Here is an 18,977-nt window from a genome sequence, read left to right as displayed (position 1 = left end):
GGCAGAGAGACAAGAGCGGAAAAGGTGAGGAAATGCAGGCACTGAAGGTTGCCATGCTCGGATGCGGAGTCGTCGGCACGGAAGTCGCCGCCCGCATTCAGAACCGCGCAGAGGGCCTGGCCGAACGCATCGGTGCGCCGCTGGAGCTCAGCGCCATCGTCGTCCGTGACACGTCGAGGGCCCGGCCGGGAATCGATGAGAAGCTGCTCACGACCGACGCCGAGGCGGCCATCGCCGGAGCCGATATCGTCGTTGAGCTGATGGGCGGGATCGAACCGGCCCGCTCGCTCATCACCTCGGCGCTGCGCCAGGGATCATCGGTCGTGACCGCGAACAAGGCGCTGTTGGCCGCCAGCTACGGCGAGCTCATGTCCGCAGCCGATTCCGCCGGTGTCCGTCTCGAGCACGAAGCCGCAGTGGCCGGTGCGATCCCGATCATCCGTCCCGTCGGCGATTCTCTGGCCGGCGACCGGATCGAACGCATCATCGGCATCGTCAACGGAACGACGAACTTCATCCTCGACCAGATGGACTCGGAAGGCTGGGACTTCGACGAGGCACTGACCGCCGCACAGGAGCTCGGCTATGCCGAAGCGGATCCGACTGCTGACATCGGCGGACACGATGCGGCGGCGAAGGCTGCGATCCTGTCCTCGCTGGCGTTCCACGCCCCTGTATCGATCGACGACGTCCACGTCGAAGGCATCGAAGACATCACCGCCGAAATGGTGGAGACCGCTCGGGACCAGGGGTTCGTCATCAAACTCCTCGCCGTGTGCGAACGCGTCGCCTCGTCGCCGACCGGGGCCGGACTCTCGGCGCGCGTGTACCCGGCGCTGCTCGACCGCAACCATGCGCTGGCGTCCGTCCGCGGCGCCTTCAACGCCGTGTTCATCGAAGCCGAAGCGGCCGGCGAGCTGATGTTCTACGGTCAGGGCGCCGGGGGAGCACCGACCGCTTCCGCAGTGCTCGGCGACCTCGTGTCCGTGGCTCGCCGCAAGGTCCTCGGCGGACGCGGACAGTACGAACGTCCCTTCCACGAGGACTACCCGATCCTGCCCATCTCCTCGATCACGACTCGGTACCACATCACCCTCGACGTGGTGGACCGTCCCGGTGTGCTCGCCGCGGTCTCCGAGGTCTTCGCCGACGAGGGGGCTTCCATCGAACTCATGCGTCAGACGATCGGCGATATCGACGAACACGGTGTCCAGCACGCGAAACTCGTGCTCGCCACCCACTCGAACACCGACTCGGCACTGCAGAAGACGGTCGATCGACTCATCGATCTGTCTGTCGTCCACACCGTCAAATCCGTGATCCGCGTAGAAGGACAGTGACAATGAACTACCCCAGACACCAGTGGCAGGGCGTCGTCGAGGAATACCGCAGCCTCCTCGACATCTCCGCTGACACTCCTGCAGTCACCCTCGGCGAAGGCGGGACCCCACTGATCAGGGCGGAGAAGCTCAGCGCGCGCACCGGTGCCCAAGTGTGGGTGAAGTACGAGGGCCTCAACCCGACCTCGTCCTTCAAGGACCGCGGCATGACGATGGCGATCACGAAGGCCGTGGCCCATGGCGCCAAAGCCGTCATCTGCGCCTCGACCGGCAACACCTCGGCCTCTGCCGCCGCCTACGCCACGAAGGCCGGACTGACCTGCGCCGTGCTCGTGCCCAGCGGAAAGATCGCGCCGGGAAAGATGAGCCAGGCGATCGCCCACGGGGCGACCCTGCTCGAAGTCGACGGCAACTTCGACGACTGCCTGACTCTGTGCCGCAAGCTCTCGGAGTCCTATCCGGTCCATCTCGTCAACTCGGTGAACCCCGACCGCATCGAAGGTCAGAAGACCGCGGCCTTCGAAGTCGTCGACGTCCTCGGCGATGCCCCCGACATCCATGTTCTGCCCGTCGGCAACGCCGGCAACATCACGGCGTACTGGAAGGGCTACAGCGAATACCGCGAACACGGGGTCTCCCAGAAGCTGCCGCAGATGTGGGGCTTCCAAGCTGCCGGTGCCGCACCGCTGGTGCTCGGCCACCCGGTCGACGAGCCCGACACGATCGCGACCGCGATCCGCATCGGCAACCCCGCCAGCTGGACGCAGGCCGAAACGGCACGCGACGATTCCGGCGGCGTCATCGATTCGGTCACCGACGACGAGATCCTCGCCGCTCACAAGATCCTCTCCAGCGAAGAGGGCATCTTCGTCGAACCCGGTTCGGCCGCCTCGGTGGCGGGACTGCTGAAGATGGCCGACGCGGGAAGAGTCCCCGCCGATGCGACGATCTCGGTCACCGTGACCGGGCACGGACTCAAGGACCCCAGCTGGGCCCTGCACACCGCGGACGGATCCGATATCGAGCCCGAGCGGGTCTCCATCGACGCCGTCAGTGCCGCCCGCGCGCTGGGTCTCGAGGACAGCTGAGCGTGCGCGTCCGACTCGAGGTCCCGGCCACCTCGGCGAATCTGGGACCCGGCTACGACTCGTACGGGCTGGCCCTCGACATCGTCGACACCCTCACTCTCACCGTCCACGACGAAGCGGTGGACCCGCACCGCTGCGTCGAGGTGACGGGGGAGGGCGCCGAGGTGCTGCCGCGGGATCGCACGCACCTGATCATGCGGATCATCGGTGAGGTGCTGGACTCCGAATTCCCCTCCGCCGCGGCCGAACTGGGCCCGCGTGTGTCGCTGGACTGCGTCAACCGGATTCCCCATTCTCGGGGGATGGGCTCATCGGCGGCAGCGGTCGTGGCCGGGATCGGCCTCGCCGCCGAACTCGGTGCCTCGACCACGGGAGTGCGGCTGAGCCGGGAGCGGATACTGGAGATCGCCACGGCCGTCGAAGGCCATCCGGACAATGCTGCGCCCGCGATCTTCGGCGGCCTCACCGTCTCGCTGTCTGCACCCGTGAAGTCCTGGCAGGTGCCCGTGCGCACACTCGACACGGTCACGGTGCTCGTCCCCTCCTTCCGCCTCGACACCGAGGTCGCCCGGGGGCTCATCCCCGCAGGCATCGATCATGCGATCGCGGCGGACAACTCGGCGCGGGCCGGTTTGCTCGTCCACGGACTGAGCAATGACGCGCGGGTGCTGTTCGAAGCCACCCGCGATCAGCTCCATCAGGAGTTCCGTCGCAGCGCCTATCCGGAGTCGATGGCACTCGTCGATTCGCTGCGGGCCGAGGGGCTTCCGGCCGTCATCTCCGGAGCCGGGCCGACAGTGCTCGTCCTCGCCGAGGCGGTGCCCGAGGCCCTCGTTCCGGCAGGCGTCGTCGCTCAGCGCACCGCGATTGACCTCGGTGGTTATCGGGTGAGCCGAGAAAATTGAGGAAACGATTCGCAAGATCGTCTCCGAACAAGTAGACTGTGGGTGTTCCGACAGGGCACGGCTTCCCGCTGTTCTTCACAGGTCCGTCGCCGATGTCACACATTCTGGAACATCTCCTGCTCATTCTTTAGCAGGTTTTCTTTCACAACGCACCGTCAATGGTGTTTCCGTCGCCGTGAGCAAACGGCACATGCCGCACGGCCGAAAGAGGGAGAAGGACCTTCGTGTCTGAAACCACCACTCAGGATTCCACCCCGCGCAGCGGCAGCCTCACAGCGCTGCGGCTGCCTCAGCTCCAAGAAATGGCTGCCGGGCTGGGAATCAAGGGTTACCGTCGCCTTCGCAAGAGCGAACTGATCGACGCCATCAACAGCCATTCGGGCGGATCCGCTGAGGCGAAGTCTGCCCCCGCCGAGAAGAAGTCTGCCGCCGAGCCGGCCGCGAAGGCCGAGAAGTCGGCGGAGAAGCAGGCCGAGAAGAAGCAGGAGTCGACGAACCGTCGCTCTTCGCGTCGTTCGGCCGCATCCGCGTCCGAGGACGCTCCGGCGCTCATCATCGAACCGAGCTCCGACGCCTCGTCGGCGAAGGAGTCGGGTGCAGACCAGTCCGGTGGAGCACCCACCGAGGAAGCGAACGACGACCAGGATCGTCAGCGCTCCCGCCGCAGCCGTTCGCGTTCGCGGGGCTCCGAGTCCCAGACCGACGACCGCGACACCAGCGGCGAGGAGACCTCCGATCGCTCCGGCGGCCAGGACCGATCCGGCGGCCAGGACCACGGAGGACGCGACAATGACCGTCGCGGCAAGAACAACGAGCGTTCCGACGACAATCGCAACGACCGCAGCGGCAACGACCGCAACGGCCGGGGCAACAGCGACCGGGACGGCGGAAACGACCGCAACGGCGGAAACGACCGCGGACACCGCAACGATCGCGGCGGCAACAACGATCGCAATGATCGTCGCAACCGCAACAACGACGATGACGACCGCGGGAACAACCGTCGCGGACGAGGCCGGGATCGGAAGCGCCGCGGCCGCGGCAACGACGAGCCGGAAATCCGCAACGACGACGTCCTCATCCCTGTCGGCGGCATCCTCGACGTCCACGACAACTACGCCTTCCTCCGCACCTCCGGGTACCTGCCGGGACCGAACGACGTCTACGTCTCGGCATCCATGGTGCGCAAGAACGGACTGCGCAAGGGCGATGCCGTCGCCGGCGCGATCCGCCAGCCGCGTGAGAACGAGCAGCGGGGCAACAAGCGCGAGAAGTTCGACGCCCTCGTCCGTCTCGACTCCGTCAACGGTCTCACCGTCGACGATGCACGCAGCCGCGTCGAATTCTCGAAGCTGACCCCGCTCTACCCGCAGGATCGTCTGCGCCTCGAAACCACCTCGAAGCTGCACTCGACCCGCCTCATCGATCTCATCACCCCCATCGGCAAGGGCCAGCGCGGACTCATCGTCGCACCGCCCAAGGCGGGCAAGACGACGATCATGCAGCAGATCGCCAACGCGATCACCGAGAACAACCCCGAAGCGCACCTCATGGTCGTGCTCGTCGACGAACGTCCCGAGGAAGTCACGGACATGCAGCGGGCGGTCAAGGGCGAAGTCATCGCCTCGACCTTCGACCGTCCGGCCGACGACCACACCACGATCGCCGAACTCGCCATCGAACGCGCCAAGCGTCTCGTAGAGATGGGCTCCGATGTGGTCGTGCTGCTGGACAACATCACCCGCCTGGGCCGTGCCTACAACATCGCCCAGCCGGCATCCGGGCGCATCCTCTCCGGTGGTGTCGACGCCAATGCGCTCTACCCGCCGAAGAAGTTCTTCGGTGCCGCACGCAATATCGAAGGCGGCGGCTCGCTGACCATCTTGGCCACCGCTCTCGTGGAGACCGGCTCGAAGATGGACGAAGTCATCTTCGAAGAGTTCAAGGGCACCGGCAATATGGAGCTGCGCCTGAGCCGTCAGCTCGCCGACAAGCGCATCTTCCCGGCCATCGACGTCAACGCCTCGAGCACCCGCCGTGAAGAGATGCTCATGACCGGCGAGGAGACCAAGGTCATGTGGCAGCTGCGCCGACTGCTCTCAGGCCTCGAACAGCAGCAGGCAGTCGAACTGCTCATGTCGAAGCTCAAGGAGACCGGCTCGAACGTCGAGTTCCTCATGCAGGTGCAGAAGACGACCCCGCTGCCGAAGTCTTCGACCGACAACAGCTGAGATGGTCGACGACACCCTCTCGGCCAGCGTCAGCGCTCTGCTCGATGAGCATGCGCGGGTGCAGGAGGAGCTCTCCGACCCCGCGGTCCACGCCGACGCCGGCCGGGCCAAGAAGCTGACCAGGCGGTACGCGGAACTCGACAGAGTCGCCGCGGCCGCCCGGCACTTCGCCCAACTCGAAGCCGACCACGCAGCCGCCGTGGAACTGGCTGAGGACGATGCCGACTTCGCCGCCGAGGCGAAGCGGCTGTCGGCAGAGATGGACACGGCCGAGGGTGAGCTCAAGGATCTCCTGGTCCCCAGCGACCCGGATGACTCCCGAGACGCGATCATCGAGATCAAGGCCGGCGAAGGCGGAGACGAATCCGCACTGTTCGCCGGCGATCTGCTGCGGATGTATCAGCGGTGGATCGATTCGCGGGGGTGGTCGAGCCAGATCCTCGACGCCACTCATTCGGATCTCGGCGGTTACAAAGACGTCACCCTTGCTGTCAAAGCCAAGGATGACGGCGCCTACGGCTGGGTGAAGTTCGAAGGCGGAGTGCACCGGGTCCAGAGAGTTCCGGTCACCGAATCCCAGGGCCGCATCCACACTTCGGCGGCCGGAGTGCTCGTCTTCCCCGAAGTCGATGAGCCCGAAGAGGTCCAGCTGGACGAGCACGATCTGCGCATCGACGTCTACCGTTCCTCGGGCCCCGGCGGCCAGTCCGTGAACACCACCGACTCCGCTGTGCGCATCACCCACCTGCCGACCGGAATCACCGCGAGCTGCCAGAACGAGAAGTCACAGCTGCAGAACAAGGACGCGGCGATGCGCATGCTCCGCGCCAGGATCCTAGCCAAACAGGCGGAGGAGGCCGCGGCGGAAGCCGCAGACATCCGCCGCTCACAGGTGCGTACGGTCGACCGGTCGGAACGCATCCGCACGTACAACTTCCCGGAGAATCGGATCACCGATCACCGCACCGGGTACAAGGCCTACAACCTCGACCAGGTGCTGGCCGGCGACCTCGATCCCGTCATCGGGTCCTGCCGAGACGCCGACAAGGCCGCTCGCCTCGACGCGCTGGGGGACTGACCTGGACACCGTCAGGCCGACTCTCGTCTCGGAGATCCTGCGTGGGGCCGTCAATCTGCTCTCCGACGCAGGAATCGCGACCCCCGAAGCAGACGCCGTCGAACTGCTCGCTCACGCTTGGGAGATCGATCGGTCGGCTCTGAGCCGCCGCCGACTCTTCGACGACCCCGTGCCTGCCGGTGTGAGCAGGCGATTCGCCGAACTCTGTGACCTGCGTCGGCAACGGATTCCGCTGCAGCATCTCACCGGCATCGCCCACTTCCGGCACCTGGAGCTGAAGGTGGGCCCCGGGGTCTTCGTGCCGCGGCCGGAGACCGAGCTCCTCGCTGGAGCTGTCCTGACCGAACTCGTCGAATTGTCCGCAGCAGCCGGCCTCGATGCAACGCCGTCGAACGACGGTGAGCGACGCCCCTTCGTCATCGACCTGTGCTCGGGATCGGGAGCGATCTCGCTGTCCGTGGCCACCGAATTCGATGGAGTCGACGTCCTCGGCTTCGAATTAGAACCGGCAGCGCTCGAATGGTCCCGGGAGAACCTCGCCCACAGCCGCCTCGGCGAGTCGACCGTCGAGTTCATCGCCGGAGATGCGACGAAGGTCACCGAGGAGCGACCCGATCTGCGCGACCGTGCCGACATCGTGGTGACGAACCCGCCCTATGTTCCCGATGCGGCAGTCCCGCGGGATCCGGAAGTCGCCGAGCACGATCCGGCTGTCGCGCTCTACGGCGGGGATTCGGGTCTGGAGATTCCGGCGCTGATCATCCCTGAGGCCGAGCGGATGCTCCGACCCGGTGGACTCTTCCTCATGGAACACAGTGAGGAGCAGGGCGCTCGGGCGCGTGAACTGCTGGCAGCTACGGCCAGTCTGAGAGATGCCGCCACGCTCCAGGACTACACTGGACGCGACCGCTATACGGTGGCACGCCGCTCGTCGTAGGAGACACCGGAGACGAATCCGTGCCGTGCACGGCCCAGACCACAACCCGAACATTCGAAACGGAGAACTCGTGTCGAGACGATTCGACGTCAGCCAAGCCGACATCCGTGAGCTCGTCTTCGACGAGTGCGCTCGAGTCGTCGACACAGGCAATCTGCTCGTCATCCCCACCGACACGGTCTATGGGATCGCCGCCGATGCCTTCAGTGCTTCGGCCGTGGCGGCGCTGCTCGCGGCCAAGGGCCGCGGTCGAGACATGCCGCCTCCGGTTCTCGTCCCGCGTGCGGAGACCGTCTTCGGTCTCGTCGACGGGGTCGATGAGACCATGCTGGCGCTGACTGCGAAGTTCTGGCCCGGACCGCTGACGATCATCGCGAACGCTCAGCCCTCCCTCGATTGGGATCTCGGCGACACCCATGGAACCGTGGCCGTGCGCATGCCAGATGACGAGTCAGCCCTGGCCCTGCTCGGCCGCACCGGACCGCTGGCCGTGTCGAGTGCCAATATCTCCGGACGGCCCGCCGCCCAGAACGCCGATGAAGCGCAGGAGATGCTCGGCGACGATGTCGACATCTACGTCGACGGGGGAGTGCGGGAAACGGGGATGTCCTCGACCATCATCGACCTCAGCGGGGACGTGCCCCGCATCCTGCGGCGCGGCCCGATCACCGCCGAGGAGCTGCGCGAGATCGTGCCCGAGCTCATCGACCTGGACGGCTGAGTGCGCGCCTACCTCTTCATCCTCATCGTCTCCGCCCTCGTGGCGTACCTGCTGACTCCCATGGTCAAGCGGGTGGCCGAACGAGGAAAGATCTTCTCACCTCTGCGTGCCCGTGACGTCCATTCCGTTCCGACGCCGAGGCTGGGCGGAGTGGCGATGTTCGGCGGGCTCCTGGCCGGGCTCATCTTCGCCTCCCAGATGCCGTTCCTCAACCGGATCTTCGTCGACCTGGGTCCGATCATCGGCATCGCAGGAGCCGCCGGTCTGCTGTGTCTGCTCGGAGTCATCGACGACATCTGGGATCTGCATTGGATGGCGAAGCTCGCCGGCCAGGCCCTCGCCGCAGGCTTCATGGCGATCAAGGGTGTGGCGTTGCTGTCGATACCCTTCGGCGGAGTGATCATCGGTTCACCGAGGATGTCGATCATCGTCACCGTCCTCGTGGTCCTCGTGACCATCAACGCGGTGAACTTCGTCGACGGCCTGGACGGGCTCGCCGCGGGAGTCGTCGCCATCGGCGGCATAGCGTTCTTCATCTACTCCTATTGGCTGGCACGCGACGCCTCGCCGGAGTCGTATGCGAACCTCGCCTCGCTCATCACTGCGATCCTCGTCGGGGCCTGCCTCGGCTTCCTGCCGCACAACTTCAATCCGGCCAGGATCTTCATGGGCGACTCCGGTTCGATGCTCATCGGGCTGCTGCTCGCGGCTTCGACGATCCGGGTCACGGGGCAGGTCGACCCTGCGCTGATCGGCCAGGAGCGAGCCTTCGCGACGTTCATGCCGATCATCCTGCCGGTGGCTGTGATGTTCCTGCCGCTGCTCGACCTCGGTCTGGCCGTGGTGCGTCGACTGCGCGCCGGCCAGTCTCCGTTCTCCGCCGATGCCAAACATCTCCACCACCGGATGCTGCGTCTGGGGCATTCCCATGCACGTGCGGTGCTCATCCTCTATACGTGGACGGCGCTCATCGCCTTCGGCTCCGTGCTCCTGCTGTTCAAAGGTTGGCTGTTCGTGGCCTGGGTCATCGGCGGTCTCGTGGCCATCACCCTGATCTTCACCTTCTATCCCCTTCGCATGCGTCAGAAAGCCAGAGAGGAAATCTCGTGACCGACCCGATTCCGCGCCGAGAGACCGAAGTCGAAGCAGCATGGACCCGCGTGTGGAGGACGCTGCTCATCCGCGGCATCATCCTCGTCCTCGTTGTCGCTGCCCTCGGAATGGGCATCGGCTGGTTGGTCTCGGGCACTCCCGGGCTAGTCGGCGGCGCCGTCGGCGGGGGACTGGCCGCCGTCTTCATCATCATCACCCTCGTGATCATGTACGTGGGCCGGAATATGGGACTGACCGCGATCGCCGGGTTCCTCGGCATGGGATTCCTGTTCAAGGCCTTCATCTTCATGATCGTCATCTGGCGGATCAAGGATGCTGTCTGGCTCGACGGCACGGTCGCCTTTTTCACGATCGTCGTCGCGGTGATCGGCTCGTCGCTCGTCGAGGCGATCACGGTCGTCAAGGGACGCGTTCCCTATGTCGACCCGGAAGCGAAATAGGCGCCCGGGACCTCGTCTCCGCGCCCGTCCGAGACAAGTCGCGGGGTGCGTTTCGAGCCGAATGACGTGTCGGATAAGATCGTTGACAGAAATTGCACAGAGAAGCCTGATGAATTTGTCGGTCACTCTCTACAGTTGGTAGAGTAGTTCCGGTGCTTGGGCGGATCTTCGCCCTTTGTCGCTCCTGAACCTCAAGCCTCGCCATCAGTGCGGGGCCAAGGCCAGGCCATCAGGGCCCTTGACCATGGGAGAGTAGTAAAAACGTGGGAACACTCAACGCCGCGAACACAACAGTCAGTGCTGCAGAAGGCGGCTTCCACGCACCGTCGATGGCTGAGTTCTTTCCAGCCTCGTTCCTCTTTGAGGGCACACCATTCGAAATGAACCGCGTGATGCTCATCCGCATCATCGCCACCGTCGCCGTCGTTGTGCTTCTGGCTGTCTGGGCCAAGCGCATGAAGCTCATTCCGTCCCGCTTCCAGTCGAGCATGGAGCTCGCCATGGAATTCGTGACCGTCGGCATCGCCGAGGACACGATGGGTAAGGAGAAAGCCAAGAAGTTCATGCCGCTCATCGTGGCGATCTTCTTCGGAATCCTCTTCTGGAACGTCACGAAGCTCATTCCGTTCCTCAATATGCCGGGCACCGGCGTCATCGGTATGCCGATCGTGCTGACCCTCGTTGTCTATGTGACTTACCACTGGGCCGGCATCGCAGAGAAGGGACTCGGCCGCTACCTCAAGGATTCGCTCATCCTGCCCGGCGTCCCGCCGGCGATGCACATCCTGCTCATTCCGATCGAATTCATCACGAAGTTCGTCACCCAGCCGTTCACACTGGCGATCCGACTCTTCGCGAACATGATGGTCGGCCACCTCCTGCTCGTCCTCTGCTTCTCCGCCACGAGCTTCTTCCTCTTCGACGCCTCGAACGGATTCCAGTTCTTCGGCATCGTCACCTTCGCCGGCGGCATGTTCGTCTTCATCCTGGAGATGCTCATCGTCGTGCTGCAGGCCTACATCTTCGCTCTTCTGTCCTGTGTGTACATCAATGCCGCGATCTCGGACGAACACTGAGATCGCAACCAGAACCGTAACTCACGAGTTGCACGGTCGGGCCAACCACCCGGCTTCATTATGAAAGGAAAAGCATCCTATGGATATGCTCGCCGCAGTTGAAGGTAGCGTCTCGACGATCGGTTACGGCCTCGCCGCCATCGGTCCCGGTATCGGTGTCGGTATCGTCATCGGCAAGACCATCGAAGGAACCGCTCGTCAGCCCGAGATGGCCGGCGCCCTGCGCGGAAACATGTTCCTCGGTATCGCTCTGATCGAGGCCCTGGCCCTCATCGGTATCGCCACCCCGTTCTTCCTGCCCTGATCTCGAAGAGGACTGAAAGATGACTCCGGTAAACATCGTCGCCTCCGCGGAGAACCCGCTTCTCCCGGCGCTGTACGACATCGTCTGGAGTGCCGTCTGTCTGCTGATCGTCTTCCTGGTTGTCTGGAAGTACGTCCTTCCCGCCTTCAATAAGACCCTCGACGAGCGCGCCGAGCGCATCCAGGGTGGAATTGAAAAGGCAGAGAAGGTGCAGGCCGAAGCCGATCAGGCTCTGGCCGAGTATCAGAAGCAGCTCGCCGACGGTCGTGCCGAAGCGGCACGACTGCGCGCCGAGGCTCAGGAAGAAGGCGCCCAGATCATCGCCGACATGAAGGCCCAGGCTCATTCCGAGTCTGATCGCATCATCGCTCAGGCACAGACTCAGATCGACGCCGAACGTCAGGCGGCCATGGTGCAGCTGCGTTCCGAGGTCGGCGCTCTTGCGACGGACCTGGCTTCGCGCATCGTCGGTGAGTCTCTCACCGATGATCAGCGTTCGGCCAACGTGGTCGATCGCTTCATCTCCGATCTCGAGTCCGACACGTCCGCGCAGCCGGTCAAGGGGGCGTGATGCTCCAGTCGAGCAGATTGTCCCTGCAGGCCGTCCTCGAGACCGCGAATTCCGAGATCTCCGGGGGAGAGTCTCGACAGATCGGTGAGGAGACCCTGGCAGTCGTCGGCGTCCTCGCCGAGAACGTCGGACTGCGCAAGGCTCTGGCAGACTCCTCCGAGTCGGCCGAGAGGAAGCAGCAGCTGCTGCGGACTCTGTTCTCGACTCGGATCACGGATGCGGTTCTGCGCATCAGCGATAAGGCAGTCAGCCGCCGCTGGGCTCGGACCCAGGACCTCGTCACCAGTCTCGAAGTCGCCGGTGTGACAGCGATTGCCGCTGCCGCACAGGCAGCTGGACAGCTGGGACAGGTCGAAGAGGAGATCTTCCGCTTCGCGCGTCTGCTGGAATCCAACCACGAGCTGTCCCGCGCGCTTGATTCGCAGGCCACCGACGAGAGCAAACGCACTCTGGTGTCTGACCTGCTCTCCGGCAAGGCACAGCCCGACACCATCACGCTGGTCGAACAGGCCTCACTGCACCCGCGCGGTCTCCGTGTGGCGAAGGCGCTCGATCAGTACAGCGATATCCTCGCCGCCCGTCAGCAGCGGTCGGTTGCGGACGTCACCGTCGCCAGACCGCTGAGCGAGTCGCAGACCGAAAGGCTGCAGGCGGCATTGTCGGCCAGCTATGGTCGCGAACTCGTCCTCAATGTCCAGGTCGACCCCGAGGTCATCGGGGGAGTCCGGGTGCAGGTCGGCGACGAGATGATGAACTCGACCGTGGCCGATCGACTGGCCGATGTGCAGCGCAAGCTCGCAGGTTGACACTAGTGGCCGGCTTCTCCGGCATCGGCGGCCCACCGGTCGCCGGACGCAAGATTTGAGAAAAGGAAGCAGGGAAACCAGATGGCGGAACTGACAATTCGCCCGGAAGAGATCCGGGACGCTCTCGGGAAGTTCGTTGACTCGTACAACCCTGAGAGCTCGGAAAAGGCCGAGGTCGGCAAGGTCGTCACCGCTGGTGACGGTATCGCTCACGTTTCGGGTCTGCCCGGCACCATGGCCAACGAACTCCTGCGGTTCGAAGACGGCACCCTGGGCCTGGCGCAGAACCTCGACGAGCGCGAGATCGGCGTCGTCATCCTCGGCGAGTTCTCCGGAATCGCTGAAGAACAGAACGTCTATCGCACCGGCGAGGTCCTCTCGATCCCGGTCGGCGACGGATACCTCGGTCGAGTCGTCGATCCGCTGGGTCGGCCCGTCGACGGACTCGGAGACATCGACAGCGTCGGTCGCCGTGAGCTCGAGCTCCAGGCCGCCGGCGTCATGGACCGCCAGGAAGTGCGTGAGCCGCTCCAGACCGGTTACAAGAGCATCGATGCGATGATCCCCGTCGGCCGTGGTCAGCGTCAGCTGGTCATCGGTGACCGCAAGACCGGCAAGACCGCTCTGGCGATCGACACGATCATCAACCAGAGGGCCAACTGGGAGACCGGAGACCCGAAGAAGCAGGTTCGCTGCATCTACGTGGCCGTCGGACAGAAGGGCTCGACCATCGCCGGCGTCCGCCGTTCGCTGGAAGAAGCCGGTGCGCTCGAGTACACCACCATCGTGTCCTCGCCCGCTTCGGACCCCGCAGGCTTCAAGTACCTGGCTCCCTACTCAGGCTCCGCCATCGGTCAGCACTGGATGTACGACGGCAAGCACGTCCTCATCGTGTTCGACGACCTGTCGAAGCAGGCTGAGGCCTACCGCGCCGTGTCCCTGCTGCTGCGTCGTCCGCCGGGCCGTGAAGCCTACCCCGGTGACGTCTTCTACCTGCACTCGCGTCTGCTGGAGCGCTGCGCGAAGCTCTCCGACGAGCTCGGCGGCGGTTCGATGACCGGTCTCCCGATCATCGAGACCAAGGCCAATGACGTCGGTGCGTTCATTCCGACCAACGTCATCTCGATCACCGACGGTCAGATCTTCCTGCAGTCCGATCTGTTCAACGCCGGTCAGCGTCCTGCCGTCGACGTCGGCGTGTCCGTGTCGCGAGTCGGTGGTGCCGCTCAGACGAAGGCTCTCAAGGGAGTCTCGGGCACGCTGAAGATCTCGCTGGCTCAGTACCGTTCGCTCGAGGCCTTCGCGATGTTCGCATCCGACCTCGACGATGCGACCAAGCGCGATCTGGCTCGTGGTGCCCGCCTGACCGAACTGCTCAAGCAGGGTCAGTACGCGCCGATGCCGTTCGAGAAGCAGACCGTGTCGATCTTCGCCGGAACCAACGGCTTCCTCGACGATATTCCGGTCGAAGACGTGCTCCGCTTCGAGTCCGAACTGCACGATCACATCGAACGCAAGACCGGTATCTTCACGACCATCCGTGAGACGCTGAAGCTCGACGACGACACGTCCGAAGAGCTGAAGAGCGTCCTGGGCGAGTTCTCGCAGAACTTCGCCAGCTCGGATCAGAGCGGGTCGAAGGCCGGCAGCGAAGACACCGCAGCCGCGTCCTCTGACGAGGTCGAGCAGGAGCAGATCGTTCGGCAGAAGCGTTGAACCTGTTCCGTAACGGCGAAAGGAAGAACTGATGGGAGCCCAGCAGAGGGTCTTCAAGCAGAAGATCCGCTCGACTCAGTCCTTGAGGAAGATCTTCAAGGCGATGGAGCTCATCGCTGCTTCGCGGATTCAGAAGGCCATTGCCCGCTCGCAGGCCGCGAGCCCCTACGCGAACGCCCTGACACGGGCGGTCTCGGCAGTGGCCAGCGAGTCGAACGTCGACCACGTTCTGACCACGGAGTCGGACAACGTCAAGCATGCTGCCGTACTCGTGATCGGTCCCGATCGCGGATTCGCCGGTGCCTATTCGGCGAACCTGCTGCGCGAAGCCGAGGAACTCATTCGGCTTCTGCGCGGCGAGGGCAAGAGTGTGGATCTGTTCTCGGTCGGCAGCAAGGCCAAGAACTACTACACCTTCCGCGATCGCAAGATCGAGAAGTCCTGGACAGGTATCTCCGAGAACCCGTTGGCCGAGCATGCCCGCGAGATCGGTGAGGCGCTGTTGGAGAACTTCGACCCAGAGTCCGAGGACTCCGGGATCGATGAGATCTACATCGTCTTCACCCGTTTCGTCTCCAGCGTCACGCACGATCCGGAATACCGGCGACTGCTTCCGTTGGAGGTCGTCGATGCCGACGAGGCATCGACCGGCGGACAGACCGGCGGCGCGTCCGAAGCACCCGCGTTCCCGCTCTATGAGTTCGAACCGAGTGCGGAGGCCGTACTCGACGCCCTGTTGCCGCGATACATCGATTCGCGCATTCTGTCTGCGCTGCTCAGTGCAGCGGCATCCGAGCAGGCCTCGCGACAGGCGGCGATGAAGACAGCCACGGACAACGCGGATGATCTCATCAAGACCTACACCCGGTTGGCCAATACGGCTCGCCAGGCGGAAATCACCCAGGAACTCACCGAGATCGTCGGTGGGGCGGATGCCCTCGCGGCATCGGCAGCCGGCGACTGACCGGCGAGAGCAGAGAGAAAGAGACCATGACTGCCACAGCAACGGAAACCTTTCCGGCACAGGGCACTGCCCTCGGCCGGATTTCCCGAGTCATCGGCCCGGTTGTCGACATCGAGTTCCCGCTCGACTCCGTGCCCGAGATCTACAATGCACTGACCACGTCGGTGGAACTGTCCGAAGGAACTCGGAAGCTGACCTTCGAGGTTGCGCTCCACCTGGGCAACGGACTGATCCGCGCCGTGTCGCTGCAGCCGACCGACGGCCTTATCCGCGGACAGGAAGTCGTCGACTCCGGCGCACCGATCTCCGTCCCCGTCGGAGACGTGACCAAGCACCATGTGTGGAACACCACCGGAGACTGCCTCAACCTCGCCGACGGCGAGGAGCTGGAGATCTCTGAGCGGTGGCCCATCCACCGTCAGGCTCCGGCCTTCGATGAACTCGAGTCCAAGACCGAGATCCTCGAAGTCGGGATCAAGAGCATCGACCTTCTGACCCCCTATGTCCAGGGTGGAAAGATCGGTCTGTTCGGAGGCGCCGGCGTCGGCAAGACCGTTCTCATCCAGGAGATGATCTTCCGCATCGCGCACAACCACTCGGGCACCTCGGTGTTCGCCGGTGTGGGCGAGCGTACCCGTGAGGGCAACGATCTCATCATGGAAATGGATGAGGCAGGAGTCTTCAAGGACACCGCCCTGGTGTTCGGCCAGATGGATGAGCCCCCAGGCACCCGTCTGCGCGTGGCGCTGTCGGCGCTGACCATGGCGGAGTACTTCCGCGATGTGCAGAACCAGGACGTGCTGCTGTTCATCGACAACATCTTCCGCTTCACCCAGGCCGGCTCCGAGGTGTCGACCCTGCTGGGTCGCATGCCCTCGGCCGTGGGCTACCAGCCCAACTTGGCTGACGAGATGGGTCTGCTGCAGGAGCGCATCACCTCGACGCGTGGTCACTCGATCACGTCGATGCAGGCGATCTACGTTCCCGCCGATGACTACACCGACCCGGCACCGGCGACGACCTTCGCCCACCTCGACGCGACCACCGAGCTCAGCCGTGACATCGCCTCGCGCGGTCTGTACCCGGCGATCGACCCGCTCGCTTCGTCCTCGCGCATCCTCGATCCGCTGATCGTCGGTGACGAGCACTACCGCGTGGCCAACGAGGTCAAGGCGATTCTGCAGAAGAACAAGGAACTGCAGGACATCATCGCCATCCTCGGCGTCGACGAACTCGGTGAAGAGGACAAGCTCGTCGTTCACCGCGCGCGTCGCATCGAGCAGTTCCTCTCGCAGAACACCTACACCGCTGAGAAGTTCACCCAGGTTCCCGGTTCGACCGTGCCGCTGGCCGACACGATCGAAGGCTTCTCGAAGATCTGCTCCGGTGAAGTCGACCACATCCCGGAGCAGGCATTCTTCAACGTCGGTGGCCTTGACGATGTCATGCGCAACTACGAAGAGATGCAGAAGTAAGCCATGGCGACACTCGAAGTGAATGTCGTGGCTGCTGATCGCGAGGTATGGGTCGGTGAGGCCAAGCGCGTCATCGCCCGCACACTCGACGGCGAGATCGGCATCCTGCCGGGCCATGAGCCCGTGCTGGGTGTCGTCGCCGACGGCGAAGCGCGGATTCTCACCCCCGGAGAGGACACCATCAGGGTCAAAGCCGATGGTGGATTCCTGTCGGTGGAGAACAACCGTGTGATCATTGCCGCTGATCAGGCCGAACTTCTCTGATCCGCAGGTTACACTGGCAACCGTGAACCCTTCTGTCCTGCTGATCGTTCTGCTCTCGTTGGTAGGACTCGCGCTTGCTCTGATCGTGGTCGTCACGATCCGACGCAGGTCGATCTCGAAGCTCTCGGGTGCCTTTGACTGTTCCATCAACGTGGGCGAGGAGTATTCTTCTCGCCCACGTTGGCGTTTGGGAGTGGCTGTGTTCTCGGTCGCCTCCCTGGACTGGTACCCCGTCTTCGCTCTGACTCGGCGCGCGGCTTTCCGGCTGCCGCGAGCGGATCTGGACATCCTCGTGCGGCGCAAGCCCACTTCCGGAGAGCAGTACTCGGTTCTGCCGGAGGCAGTCGTCGTCGACTGTTCCTACGGCAAAGCGGACGGTCGTCCGAGATCCGTGTCCTTGGCAATGGACACCGAATCCCTGTCCACGATGGCTTCGTGGCTCGAATCCTCACCCCCTGGCTTCAATCCGACGATGGGACGTTTCACCTGATGGATGTCTTCCGCTTGACCGGGCCCGCACAGCTGGCGGGAACCATCGATGTCAGAGGCGCGAAGAACAGCGTCCTCAAACTCATGGCCGCAAGTCTCCTCGCCGTGGGACGCACCACCATCACCAACGTCCCTGCCATCCTCGACGTGCGGATCATGGTCGAACTGCTCGTCCGCCTCGGCTGCGAGGTCGACTACGATGCCGCAGACGGCGTCGTGAGCATCGACGTCCCCGCCGAAGTCGGCATCCAGGCCGACTACGAGCTCGTCCGCGCAATGCGGGCGTCGATCTCCGTCCTCGGTCCGCTGACCGCGCGGATGCGAGCCGCACATGTGGCTCTTCCCGGCGGTGACGCCATCGGCTCCCGCGGGCTCGACATGCACCAGGCGGGACTCGAAGCGCTGGGCGCTGTCGTCCATCTCGACCACGGCTACTTCGTCGCAGAAGCACCGGACGGTCTGCGCGGCACCGAGATCGTCCTCGAATTCCCGTCTGTCGGCGCGACCGAGAACCTCGTCATGGCCGCGACCCTCGCCCATGGCACCACCACCATCGCCAATGCCGCGCGTGAACCCGAGATCGTCGACATCTGCACGATGCTCGTCGAAATGGGCGCGCAGATCGAGGGAATCGGCACCTCCGACCTCACCATCACGGGTGTGGACTCGCTGCACCCGGTCACCCACCGGACCGTGGGGGACCGCATCGTCGCGGGAACCTATGCCTTCGGCGCTGCTCTGAGCGCCGGCGACGTGACCGTGCGCGGAGTCGGACTCGACATCATGCCCAATATCGGGATGAAGCTGCGGGATTCGGGAGCCACGGTCGAAGACCTGGGAGAGATCATTCTCGGTGACGGGACACGGGGTCGGGGGTTCCGCGTCATCGGTGCGGAGCGCCCTCATGCCATCCGGGTCGCCACCATGCCGTTCCCCGGGTTCCCGACCGACCTCCAGCCCTTCGTCATCGCGTTGAACTCTGTCTCCGACGGCATCGGCCTGTTGTCGGAGAACCTGTTCGAAGCCCGCTGGCGCTTTGTGCAGGAGATCGCCCGACTCGGTGCCAAAGTGCGCATCGACGGCAATCATGCGCTCGTCACCGGCAGCGAGAGCCTTTCCGGTGCCGAAGTCGAGGCCTCCGACATCCGAGCAGGAGCAGGCCTGGTCATGGCGGCTCTGCGAGCCGGGGGAGTGACCGAAGTGTCGGGAATCGATCACATCGAACGCGGCTATGAGAACTTCGTCCAGAATCTGCGCAGTCTGGGTGTCCACATCGAGCGAGTCGAGAAGCGAGACGTTCTCAGCTTCGATTAGGCCACCTCGGACGGTGCGCACGTTCGTACGATCGTGAGTGTTTCACCCCTTCTGCCTCTCGACACGCCCATGGGTGCACTCGGCCGTTGGCCCCGTTGCTCGCCGCACTCTACTTCGCTGCGCGAGATCGCTTCCGCCGAACGAA

Annotated in this window: 19 protein-coding genes; all 19 read left to right on the top strand. The window is 64.2% G+C overall.

Annotated elements, in window-relative coordinates; genetic code table 11:
• Nucleotides 1-32: 32 nt before the first annotated feature.
• The 19 genes from FHG09_RS05695 (at nucleotide 33) to murA (ending at nucleotide 18,832) form a co-directional block, all read left to right on the top strand.
• Nucleotides 33-1,340: a homoserine dehydrogenase gene (locus FHG09_RS05695; RefSeq protein ID WP_152346702.1), complete on the top strand. Its 1,308-nt coding sequence runs from the start codon at nucleotides 33-35 to the stop codon at nucleotides 1,338-1,340.
• Nucleotides 1,341-1,342: 2 nt separating this feature from the next.
• Nucleotides 1,343-2,428 carry a threonine synthase gene (gene thrC / locus FHG09_RS05690; protein WP_152346701.1) on the top strand — a complete coding sequence of 362 codons (1,086 nt, stop codon included), beginning with the start codon at nucleotides 1,343-1,345 and terminating at the stop codon, nucleotides 2,426-2,428.
• Nucleotides 2,429-2,430: 2 nt separating this feature from the next.
• Nucleotides 2,431-3,333, top strand: a complete 903-nt coding sequence (gene thrB / locus FHG09_RS05685; protein WP_152346700.1) for a homoserine kinase — start codon at nucleotides 2,431-2,433, stop codon at nucleotides 3,331-3,333.
• Between the two features lie 224 nt (nucleotides 3,334-3,557).
• Complete coding sequence (gene rho / locus FHG09_RS05680) at nucleotides 3,558-5,564, top strand: transcription termination factor Rho (RefSeq protein WP_152346699.1); 2,007 nt, start codon at nucleotides 3,558-3,560, stop codon at nucleotides 5,562-5,564.
• Nucleotide 5,565: 1 nt separating this feature from the next.
• Nucleotides 5,566-6,642 carry a peptide chain release factor 1 gene (gene prfA / locus FHG09_RS05675; protein ID WP_152346698.1) on the top strand — a complete coding sequence of 359 codons (1,077 nt, stop codon included), beginning with the start codon at nucleotides 5,566-5,568 and terminating at the stop codon, nucleotides 6,640-6,642.
• A gap of 1 nt (nucleotide 6,643) precedes the next feature.
• The gene (gene prmC / locus FHG09_RS05670; RefSeq protein WP_152346697.1) at nucleotides 6,644-7,579 is read left to right on the top strand and encodes a peptide chain release factor N(5)-glutamine methyltransferase; all 936 of its coding nucleotides are present in this window, start codon (nucleotides 6,644-6,646) and stop codon (nucleotides 7,577-7,579) included.
• Between the two features lie 70 nt (nucleotides 7,580-7,649).
• Nucleotides 7,650-8,300, top strand: a complete 651-nt coding sequence (locus FHG09_RS05665) for an L-threonylcarbamoyladenylate synthase (protein ID WP_152346696.1) — start codon at nucleotides 7,650-7,652, stop codon at nucleotides 8,298-8,300.
• The gene (locus tag FHG09_RS05660; RefSeq protein WP_152346695.1) at nucleotides 8,301-9,410 is read left to right on the top strand and encodes an MraY family glycosyltransferase; all 1,110 of its coding nucleotides are present in this window, start codon (nucleotides 8,301-8,303) and stop codon (nucleotides 9,408-9,410) included.
• The gene (locus tag FHG09_RS05655; RefSeq protein WP_152346694.1) at nucleotides 9,407-9,853 is read left to right on the top strand and encodes a hypothetical protein; all 447 of its coding nucleotides are present in this window, start codon (nucleotides 9,407-9,409) and stop codon (nucleotides 9,851-9,853) included. Before FHG09_RS05660 ends, FHG09_RS05655 begins: the two co-directional genes overlap by 4 nt.
• A gap of 263 nt (nucleotides 9,854-10,116) precedes the next feature.
• Nucleotides 10,117-10,929 carry a F0F1 ATP synthase subunit A gene (gene atpB, locus FHG09_RS05650; RefSeq protein WP_227492561.1) on the top strand — a complete coding sequence of 271 codons (813 nt, stop codon included), beginning with the start codon at nucleotides 10,117-10,119 and terminating at the stop codon, nucleotides 10,927-10,929.
• 79 nt (nucleotides 10,930-11,008) lie between these two features.
• Nucleotides 11,009-11,233, top strand: a complete 225-nt coding sequence (atpE, locus tag FHG09_RS05645; protein WP_101572413.1) for a F0F1 ATP synthase subunit C — start codon at nucleotides 11,009-11,011, stop codon at nucleotides 11,231-11,233.
• Nucleotides 11,234-11,252: 19 nt separating this feature from the next.
• Entirely contained in the window at nucleotides 11,253-11,804 is a 552-nt protein-coding gene (locus FHG09_RS05640; protein WP_152346693.1) for a F0F1 ATP synthase subunit B, read from the top strand.
• The gene (locus tag FHG09_RS05635) at nucleotides 11,804-12,610 is read left to right on the top strand and encodes a F0F1 ATP synthase subunit delta (RefSeq protein ID WP_152346692.1); all 807 of its coding nucleotides are present in this window, start codon (nucleotides 11,804-11,806) and stop codon (nucleotides 12,608-12,610) included. Before FHG09_RS05640 ends, FHG09_RS05635 begins: the two co-directional genes overlap by 1 nt.
• A gap of 81 nt (nucleotides 12,611-12,691) precedes the next feature.
• The gene (atpA, locus tag FHG09_RS05630) at nucleotides 12,692-14,326 is read left to right on the top strand and encodes a F0F1 ATP synthase subunit alpha (protein ID WP_152346691.1); all 1,635 of its coding nucleotides are present in this window, start codon (nucleotides 12,692-12,694) and stop codon (nucleotides 14,324-14,326) included.
• Nucleotides 14,327-14,357: 31 nt separating this feature from the next.
• Nucleotides 14,358-15,290, top strand: a complete 933-nt coding sequence (locus FHG09_RS05625) for a F0F1 ATP synthase subunit gamma (RefSeq protein WP_152346690.1) — start codon at nucleotides 14,358-14,360, stop codon at nucleotides 15,288-15,290.
• A 26-nt stretch (nucleotides 15,291-15,316) separates the two neighbouring features.
• Nucleotides 15,317-16,765, top strand: a complete 1,449-nt coding sequence (atpD, locus tag FHG09_RS05620) for a F0F1 ATP synthase subunit beta (protein WP_152346689.1) — start codon at nucleotides 15,317-15,319, stop codon at nucleotides 16,763-16,765.
• A 3-nt stretch (nucleotides 16,766-16,768) separates the two neighbouring features.
• Entirely contained in the window at nucleotides 16,769-17,029 is a 261-nt protein-coding gene (locus FHG09_RS05615; RefSeq protein ID WP_101545515.1) for a F0F1 ATP synthase subunit epsilon, read from the top strand.
• A gap of 22 nt (nucleotides 17,030-17,051) precedes the next feature.
• On the top strand, nucleotides 17,052-17,519 hold the full coding sequence (locus tag FHG09_RS05610; RefSeq protein ID WP_139466987.1) for a DUF2550 domain-containing protein: 468 nt from the start codon (nucleotides 17,052-17,054) through the stop codon (nucleotides 17,517-17,519).
• Nucleotides 17,519-18,832, top strand: coding sequence for a UDP-N-acetylglucosamine 1-carboxyvinyltransferase (murA, locus tag FHG09_RS05605; protein WP_152346688.1), 1,314 nt, complete (start codon nucleotides 17,519-17,521; stop codon nucleotides 18,830-18,832). The genes FHG09_RS05610 and murA overlap by 1 nt, the downstream gene beginning before the upstream one ends.
• The last annotated feature ends 145 nt before the right edge of the window (nucleotides 18,833-18,977 follow it).

The sequence above is a fragment of the Brevibacterium sp. CFH 10365 genome, assembly GCF_009299785.1.
Classification (GTDB): domain Bacteria; phylum Actinomycetota; class Actinomycetes; order Actinomycetales; family Brevibacteriaceae; genus Brevibacterium; species Brevibacterium limosum.
This window is presented reverse-complemented; position numbering and strand designations above follow the sequence as displayed.

Coding starts and splice junctions, on each gene's coding strand:
- FHG09_RS05695 (WP_152346702.1), top strand. CDS start 33: ATGCAGGCACTGAAGGTTGCCATGCTCGGATGCGGAGTCGTCGGCACG.
- thrC (WP_152346701.1), top strand. CDS start 1,343: ATGAACTACCCCAGACACCAGTGGCAGGGCGTCGTCGAGGAATACCGC.
- prfA (WP_152346698.1), top strand. CDS start 5,566: ATGGTCGACGACACCCTCTCGGCCAGCGTCAGCGCTCTGCTCGATGAG.
- atpE (WP_101572413.1), top strand. CDS start 11,009: ATGGATATGCTCGCCGCAGTTGAAGGTAGCGTCTCGACGATCGGTTAC.
- FHG09_RS05640 (WP_152346693.1), top strand. CDS start 11,253: ATGACTCCGGTAAACATCGTCGCCTCCGCGGAGAACCCGCTTCTCCCG.
- FHG09_RS05635 (WP_152346692.1), top strand. CDS start 11,804: ATGCTCCAGTCGAGCAGATTGTCCCTGCAGGCCGTCCTCGAGACCGCG.
- atpA (WP_152346691.1), top strand. CDS start 12,692: ATGGCGGAACTGACAATTCGCCCGGAAGAGATCCGGGACGCTCTCGGG.
- FHG09_RS05625 (WP_152346690.1), top strand. CDS start 14,358: ATGGGAGCCCAGCAGAGGGTCTTCAAGCAGAAGATCCGCTCGACTCAG.
- atpD (WP_152346689.1), top strand. CDS start 15,317: ATGACTGCCACAGCAACGGAAACCTTTCCGGCACAGGGCACTGCCCTC.
- FHG09_RS05615 (WP_101545515.1), top strand. CDS start 16,769: ATGGCGACACTCGAAGTGAATGTCGTGGCTGCTGATCGCGAGGTATGG.
- murA (WP_152346688.1), top strand. CDS start 17,519: ATGGATGTCTTCCGCTTGACCGGGCCCGCACAGCTGGCGGGAACCATC.